General features: G+C 41.2%; 8 protein-coding genes. 6 read left to right on the top strand and 2 right to left on the bottom strand.

Annotated elements, in window-relative coordinates; genetic code table 11:
• The first annotated feature begins 181 nt into the window (after nt 1-181).
• The 3 genes from mdh to RIG27_RS20860 all read left to right on the top strand — a co-directional run bounded on the left by mdh (nt 182) and on the right by RIG27_RS20860 (nt 2,383).
• Nucleotides 182-1,150: a malate dehydrogenase gene (gene mdh, locus RIG27_RS20850; RefSeq protein WP_446348312.1), complete on the top strand. Its 969-nt coding sequence runs from the start codon at nt 182-184 to the stop codon at nt 1,148-1,150.
• 95 nt (nt 1,151-1,245) lie between these two features.
• Complete coding sequence (locus tag RIG27_RS20855; RefSeq protein ID WP_446348314.1) at nt 1,246-1,812, top strand: Uma2 family endonuclease; 567 nt, start codon at nt 1,246-1,248, stop codon at nt 1,810-1,812.
• Between the two features lie 55 nt (nt 1,813-1,867).
• On the top strand, nt 1,868-2,383 hold the full coding sequence (locus RIG27_RS20860) for a helix-turn-helix domain-containing protein (protein WP_446348316.1): 516 nt from the start codon (nt 1,868-1,870) through the stop codon (nt 2,381-2,383).
• 330 nt (nt 2,384-2,713) lie between these two features.
• On the opposite strand, the gene RIG27_RS20865 is transcribed toward RIG27_RS20860, so the two are convergent.
• Nucleotides 2,714-4,081, bottom strand: coding sequence for a DNA methyltransferase (locus RIG27_RS20865; protein WP_446348318.1), 1,368 nt, complete (start codon nt 4,079-4,081; stop codon nt 2,714-2,716).
• A 188-nt stretch (nt 4,082-4,269) separates the two neighbouring features.
• On the opposite strand from RIG27_RS20865, the gene RIG27_RS20870 reads away from it, so the two are divergent.
• Nucleotides 4,270-4,428, top strand: coding sequence for a hypothetical protein (locus RIG27_RS20870; RefSeq protein WP_446348320.1), 159 nt, complete (start codon nt 4,270-4,272; stop codon nt 4,426-4,428).
• A 229-nt stretch (nt 4,429-4,657) separates the two neighbouring features.
• Nucleotides 4,658-6,532, top strand: a complete 1,875-nt coding sequence (locus tag RIG27_RS20875) for a helicase HerA domain-containing protein (protein ID WP_446348322.1) — start codon at nt 4,658-4,660, stop codon at nt 6,530-6,532.
• 560 nt (nt 6,533-7,092) lie between these two features.
• On the opposite strand, the gene xseB is transcribed toward RIG27_RS20875, so the two are convergent.
• A complete protein-coding gene (gene xseB / locus RIG27_RS20880) occupies nt 7,093-7,356 on the bottom strand; it encodes an exodeoxyribonuclease VII small subunit (protein ID WP_446348324.1) in 264 nt (87 codons plus the stop codon).
• A 132-nt stretch (nt 7,357-7,488) separates the two neighbouring features.
• Between xseB and RIG27_RS20885 the strand changes: the two genes are divergently transcribed.
• Complete coding sequence (locus RIG27_RS20885; RefSeq protein ID WP_446336493.1) at nt 7,489-7,809, top strand: 2Fe-2S iron-sulfur cluster-binding protein; 321 nt, start codon at nt 7,489-7,491, stop codon at nt 7,807-7,809.
• Nucleotides 7,810-8,028 lie beyond the last annotated feature (219 nt).

Here is an 8,028-nt window from a genome sequence, read left to right on the forward strand (position 1 = left end):
GGTTATCGTGCAAGCTAAGCCGAACTATCGAGTATGTTCAGCGTTCGACTGAGCGCTCACGCCGAAGTCTTAGCTTGTTTGATGACTGAGCGGGCTACTAAAAACCCAGACCTCAGCTCTTAGCAGGTCTGGGTAGTTTATGCCTGTAGTTTAGTCGCGATCGCAGAATCGATCTATAGCCATGGCATTTTCCTCGAATTTACCTATCGCCTGCAATGATCACCGCGTCACCGTGATTGGCGCGGGTCATGTCGGTAGCACGTTGGCGCACCGGATTGCCCAACGCAATTTGGCAAATGTGGTGCTTTTAGACATTGTTCCCGGTATTCCCCAAGGTATTGCCCTAGATTTAATGGAGGCACAGGGGATGGATTGTCACAATCGCGAGATTACTGGCACCAATGATTATATGGATACCACCGGGTCTGATGTGGTGATCATCACGGCGGGTTTACCCCGTAAACCGGGGATGAATCGAGATGATTTACTCAAAATTAATGCCAAGATTGCGGTTGAGGTGGCAGAAAAAGCGATCGCGCGATCGCCTGATGCCTTGTACATTATTGTCACCAATCCCCTAGATGTGATGACCTATTTGGTCTGGCAGACATTAGGATTACCCACGTCACGGGTGATGGGAATGGCAGGAATGCTGGATTCTGCCCGTTTCCAAACCTTCATTGCGATGGAATTAGGGGTATCGATTGCGGATGTCAGTGGGTTAGTCTTAGGGGGTCATGGCGATTTAATGGTACCTTTACCCCGCTACTCGACGGTGCGAGGAATTCCGATTACTGAACTGATGGATGAGGAAACAGTTGATCGTTTAGTTGATCGGACTCGTCATGGTGGTGCAGAAATTGTGAATCTGATGAAAACTGGGGGGGCGTATTCAGCGCCTGCATCCTCGACTTGCGCGATGGTGGAAGCCATTTTACATAATCAGTCGCGACTTTTGCCCGTGTCGTCTTATCTAGATGGGGAGTATGGTTTAAAGGATATTTTCATTGGTGTCCCCATACGGTTAGGGTGTCGTGGTGTCGAAAAAGTTGTGGAAATTAACCTCACGGATACCGAACGCGCCGCCCTACATACGTCAGCCGAATCGGTTCGTAAAAATATTAAGCGGGCGCAGGAAATGTTGGGTTAATTGTCATTTGTCCTTTGTCCTTTGTCATTTGTTGGGGGTGACTGATTACTCCTCACAATATGGATAATGGGGATAATTGTGGCAAAGGATAATGGATGATTATGGCATACGCGATCGCGGATTCCCAAGACTCTCAGGTTGAGTCTCCCGTTTTCTCTGTCGAAGACTATTTGCTAAATCCCCCTGACCATACAGAATGGGTAGATGGGCAATTGGTGGAGAAGCAAGGGATGACAGCCAAACATGGTCGAATTCAAGCACGATTAGCTCGATATTGGGGAAATTATAAAGAGGAGCAGAGTCTAGGCGGAGATGTTTACACGGAAACCCCCTGTTGGACAGGAGAACGGGGGCGTCGTCCTGATGTATCTTACCTCACTCCGGAACTGGTGGAACAATTTGGCGAGTTTACGGTTTTATCCCAAAGTTTTCCCTTAATTGCTGAGATTATTTCACCGACAGATGGGGCGGAAGAGGTTTTTAGTAAGGTCAAAGAGTATCTGCGATCGGGGTGTCAGGAAGTTTGGTTAGTGTTTCCTGAGAGTCAATGGGTTTTGGTGATTACACAACAGCAACAGGTTTTATTTAACCAGGGTGATGTTGTCAGGACACAGCAGGTGTTAGATGGGTTTAGTGTGGCGGTTGATGATTTATTGGCGTAACACCTAAAGAAAATCTAAGAACAAGCTTTAAAGTCAATTACGGAGAGTAACAAAAGTGGGAGTAAATAACTTTAAACCTAAACCAATTGTTGCTACAGATGAAGAAAAATATTATCTAGAAAAATTAGAGAAGTTTTTGACTCATTTTAGTAATAGCGATCACAGACAACTGCCACGAATTGTTAGTCCAGAGGGGGAAGAACTCGAACTCCCTAAATCTGTGTTTTTATTGTTGTCTCAACTCATCTCTCAATTAGTGCAGGGTAAAGGCGTAGTAATTTCTACATTTAATCTACCCCTAACTGTTGAAGAAGTGGCGATGTTGCTTGATTTCCCTAGACAGCATTTAATTAAACTGCTCAACGATGGGGAAATTCCGTCCACTGGTAAAGGAATAAGGCGTCGGATTCAATTCGCTGATCTCATGGCTTACAAGCAGAAGTGGGAAGAGTTGCGCCACGAAGCAGTAGTAGACATAGCGCAGATGAGTCATGAAGCTGGCGTATACTTTACGGCACACCAACAGACTCATAAACCAATGAATATACCAGCTAGGCATAGTAAGGAGTAAGGAAGGGTATAGTTGACAGAATTACGGTTGAAGGCTGTCATAGATGCTTGTGTTCTTTTTCAGGGGGTATCAGTTTTCACCCACAGATAAAACGCGCCCGCTTGGATGAATGCGTCAGAGGCTTTGGGAATCCAGGTGTCATAGAGAATTTTCATGACAAGATGCTGACTGGGTTAGGAGCGTAACGGTTGAGGGAATGATACCAAATAAGGAGCCGTATTATCAATAAACCGCACGAGAAATATCCGGCTTACTTGTTGTCCTAGAGTGTCGGTTTAGTAAGACGTAGGCTGATATAAATAATTTTAAACATAATGTTATTTAACCGTCCTATTTTTTTATAAAAACAACTAAGCTTTCACGTAATCTTTGATTTTTGTTTTTACGATCATTGCGATATTTTGCTACATATATTTCAACAAGTTCAAGTCCAATTGCTTGACCTATTTTTGCTATAATGGCATCAGTAGGAATATGCAAATTACCGTGTCTTGAATTACCCACTACGCAAACAATATATCCTTCTGGTGCAAGTTTAATTTTTTGTTCTTTAAGCATTAAAAAAACATCATCAAAGTAACCTCTAATTACACTAGGCGCTCTTTTGTATGCACGAGTTCCTCCGATATTTTGGCATCTGGCTGTCTGCTCTACTAAACGGTATATTTCTCGAAGCTCAGGATCTTCTTTAAGATAGTGGGTTATTGGAAAATTACAACTAGGATGGGAGCGGAAAGTACTTAATCGAAGTTGTTTCCATTGTTCATAAGAATTCAACATTCCTAGCAGCCACAGTTCACATTTATATACTTCACTATAGTCAAAATTATTGGCATAAGGAGGAGAATAAAGTATCAAACCAAAATGATCTATATTTATTTTTTTACTTAACAATAAACTTGAATGCCGTGCATCTCCTTTTAAAACTGTAACTTCATGATGAGGTCTATTTTGTATAGATTCTAAGTCTTCAAGCATAATCATTACACGGCGATGCAAAGCCTCTTTAGGAGAGATGACATCACGAGGATGGTAACGAAGAGCGCGACCATCTTTATGCAGACAAGATACATCTTCCAGTGTTGCTGTAAGTGCTAGCAGGAGCGCATTTTTAATTTCCGTTGTTGTTCTACATCTGCGGATTGACTCTCTAAGATGAATTAGTTGATAAGCATGGTTGTTAGGAAAATATTTTTCATTGTGAAAAGTTGTTAGAGCTGGAAGTTTAGAACAATTTATATTATTGTTTTCAATAATTCTGTTTAGAGCATTTTTTAATTTTATCGGATTAATTTTATGCCAATTAGTTTTAACTTGACTAATAAATGTGGCAAAAGGATTTATTTCGATGCCAACAGCAGGTAAGTTATGTTGTTGTGCCACAAGCAAGGTAGTACCAGCACCACAGAATGGATCAAAGACACCAGGATACCCGTTTGGTCTAGGATAGCGCTTTAAAACTTGAGAAACTAACCGATGGGAATAGCCTTCTTTATAGTAATACCAACGATGAATCGGTTCTTCTAAATTATCGGCAAAGTTGAGCATACCTTTAAAAGCACTATCTTCACAGAAAGGTAAGTCTTGTTCAAGAGTACCAAAAATTTTTTGCATTTGCGCGGCAGTGGGCGCTATAGGTGTTACGTCCGTAGTTAGCTGTAGGCTATCTTGTACAGAGGTTAAGAGTTGATTAGTCACATGCAAACTCGCAAAGATGAACCTTTGTCGTTCAATAGTGAGGCGGTTACAGTATAGCTGGTGAATGACAAAAATTGTACTGTCTGAACCTGTTATGGCATTTTTTGATGAATGATGTTATCTTAGACGGTGGTATCTCTTAGGGCAGGGATTCACTACTCAGAGAATTGACTTCAGTAAATTTGCTAATGAAATTTATTGATCGGGAAAACCAATCTATAAAGCAGCTGGTTCAAGCAGCTTGGGCAAGTCTTGCCGATCATCAAGGCGAGGTTATACTGATTCCAGAGCGTGACATCGAACCTAATCAGCTAATTAATGAGTCTGATAAACTAGACAGCCGATGAAGTCATTAATGATGTCTATAACTATTGCCGAATCTATGGTGGTTATCCAAAACCCTTAATAGAAGCACATCAATATAGTTGTTTTTTGTTTCAGGATTTTCAAAATATTTTGGCTCAAGCCACTATTAATCTAGGGGCTAGACCTCAAGAGCAGCCTAGCATGGAAGTATTGTTTCAACCTTTTGGTTCTTTTGGTAAATAAATTTGTTAGAAATATAGGAGTAAGATTGTGACCAAACATAAAGATTCATCAACGTCAGCCAAAAATCAGCATAGACAGAGTAAAAGTAACCAAGCTGCCAAGGAATTTGAACTAACAGGTTTTCAAGTTCCGGATGTAGATATTGATACTGAACTTGATTCAGAAGAGGTAGTTCGCTCAGCTCTATCAGATGAAGTGGCTGTTCAATCGGCGCAACTTTTAGAATTAACTGGTAATGAAGGAAGTATAATTTTTTATCCTAAAGCCAAAGACTTTGCTGTAGGTGATGTTTTGTACTTGCGAGATAAAAACCAATCAGTAACAACATCGGATTCATTAGAAAATGAAACAGGACTCATTGTTCAGATAGTTTCAAAAGGAATTGCTTCTTACCCGCAAGCCGATAGTAAAGCGTTGTTTAGATTGCTGACAACTGCTCATGCAAGGGAAATGCAGCGTTCTTATAATGAGCCAAGAGAAGTTATAGACGAATTCCTGATAGGTGAATTTATTGTTCGTGCTTCTGTGCAAAGTGGAAATTGGAAAGATCCCGAAGGAAAAGTAGTTACCCGAAATGTTGATATTTTCTTGATAAATCCGGCTTTTATTCTAGAAAAAGTTGTCAAAAGCTTAGATGAGTTGAATCTAGATTTAGGCACTTTAGGAGCTAATCAAAAACATCCGGTTAGAGTTTATGCGGGAGGGTTTGAAAAAGTTAACCTTATTACAGGAATGAAAGGAGGTGGTAAATCTCACATCACCAAGGGCATTATACATTTGCAAAGAAAGCTGGGTATGCCTTCTATTGTGTTTGATATCAACGGCGAATATGGTTCGTTGCCTAAAGCTAACAGGATTCGCCCAACTGTAAATTTAAAGTTTAGGCTAGATCAATTACCTATTCCTAGTATATTTAAGGTGTTTGAAAAGTTATCTTTATTTAATACAGCAGCTACAGATAATGCTGTAAGAGCTAATTTACCGGGAGTTATTGAAGATAGAAATTTAGCTGGTGAATTTGCAGACTTACAGTTTTTATTGGAGCAAGAAGAAGACATTATTGGAGCCAATGATCATATGCTCGGTGCCTATAGACGTGGCATTAGAAATTTAATGAGCTATCATCTTTTCTGTACAAGCAAGGAAGCACAAGAAGAAGAAAATGCTCTTCGAGAAAACCGTACTCCTACAACAAGAGTTGTTTCACTTCGGACAGTTCTTTACCGGATGGCACATGGTATCGAAGATGAAGGGCATCAGCAAGCGCAAAATGCTAATAAACCACAGAATTTAGAAGATCTGAAAAATTATGCTGGCGTTATTGTATTTGATATAGGAGGCTTGTCTCCGGTTGTACAGAAAGTAGTGGTTACTCTTGTAATAGATCAAATGAAAGAAATATGTCGTAAGCAGTATGAATCATTTCAAAAAAACAAAGTAGAAATTCCTATATATCCTTCAGTGTTTTTTGAAGAAGCACATATGTATATGGATGAGGGATACATTGATGAGTTAATTCCTTTGATTAGACATTTAGGAATAAATTTATTTTTTGTAACTAATACGCCAGGAGCTTTACCCGACTCCGTATTTCGACTTGTAGATAATGTAATTATGACTCGAATGGTTAACCAACAAGATATTAACAAAGTTGTTTCTTGTGGTTTAGCCGACAAGAAAACAATCGAAGGTTTTGCCAGAGATTTACCCAAGTATCACAATCTATTTCTCAGCACAAGTAATGGCGCGACTAATAACTTTCCACTTGTATTTCTAGTCAGAGACTTTACAGCTCCTGTCGAGGAAGGGGGAGAGGGCTTGCCGAAATCTGGAATTACTCGCTCAATGTGGGAAGTGATTAGTCAAAAAGTTGAAACTGACTATAGTGATGATCAACAATAATAGTATTGTTTTTTTAATACATCGCCTTTACTACATCAATCCAGAACGAAACGCCTGCACTGCCTTGAACATCAGGTTTGCCAATAATCAGGTAAGTAATCGGATAAAAGTCAAGTTAATGGTTGAGATTAGGCAACAGGCAACAGGCAATAGTAAGGGTTTGAGGCTTGTTAACATTTCTTAGTACAAAGTACAGAGTTTATGTCCAGGTACTTATCTTAGGATGAATGCCACTGACTTAACGCTGGTGGGCAATGCCCACCCTACTAGCTTGGCAAGGTTAAAACGGTGGTCAAGTATTTTCTCAAACCCTTATGAGGGTAGTGATCCAGAAAAATTTTACCCACAACTTTAAGCTTGCCAGCCTACTACGGTAGGTCGAGGGTTTTGGTGTGGTGTCTAACAGGGAATCGCTCATTGAAATGCATCTTAACGTACCCTGGAATCTAAAGCGCGATCGCACCTCAACATCGGTGACGATAAAGATATGAACAGAAAGGCTATATTGAAGGCTCTAACACGCTAATCTGTTATCGAACAGATGAGCAAACAGTTAGAGATCAAGTCTGGGAATCTGACTCATCGGTTAACGTCTCAATCAACAAATCCATTTGCTGTTGTCGCTGTTGCAGAAAGGCTTCACATTGACGCAAATACTCTACCGCTGAGGCAAATTGGTCAAATACCTCGGCTAATTCCAGTTCCCCCCGCTCGATTTGCTCGATAATCGTCTCCACCTGAGCCACTGTCGCCTCATAGTTCCAGGAAGGCGGGAGGGAGGGTTCAGCCTGGTGGGTACGAGAGGATGCGATCGGATCAACCATGAGAATCTAGAGTGTCGGTCTCATAATACACTTAAGGATAGCCTGGAATCCGGCATCAAACGTTAAAATAATCCCGGTCAATATTTTTTCCCGAACCGGGAAAGTCAACCTGGAAAGCCGCTAAGAGGTACAATGCCCAAGACTTACACCGTCGAAATCAATCACCAAGGTACAACCCACACGATAGAAGTCCCAGAAGACAAAAAGATTCTTCAGGCGGCGGAGGAACAAGGGATAGATTTACCCAATGCCTGCAACGCTGGCGTTTGTACAACCTGTGCCGCTAAAATCATTGAGGGTTCTGTGGATCAAAGCGAAGGGATGGGACTTGGACCCGAATTGCAAGAGGAAGGGTATGTATTGCTTTGTATCGCCTTACCACGTTCTAACCTGAAAGTTGAATCCGGTAAGGAAGACGAAGTTTACGATCGCCAATTTGGTCAACCGTCTTGAGCCAGCATGGTGTTGGGGCGTTGGGTTGAGCGAAGTCGAAACCCAACCTACTTGTGTTGACATGCACCCAGCATTTGTACCGTTCCGAAAAACCTATACAGAACTATGCATATCTATGCATATCTCTACATAGTCGGAACGTGCAGACCAAGACTCACCGCAGTCTACGTTAGACGGGTCATGACACCTTGATGTGAACGCCAGCATCATGCTCTATCG

This window comes from Coleofasciculus sp. F4-SAH-05 (genome assembly GCF_040222985.1).
GTDB classification, from domain to species: Bacteria; Cyanobacteriota; Cyanobacteriia; order Cyanobacteriales; family Coleofasciculaceae; genus Coleofasciculus; species Coleofasciculus chthonoplastes.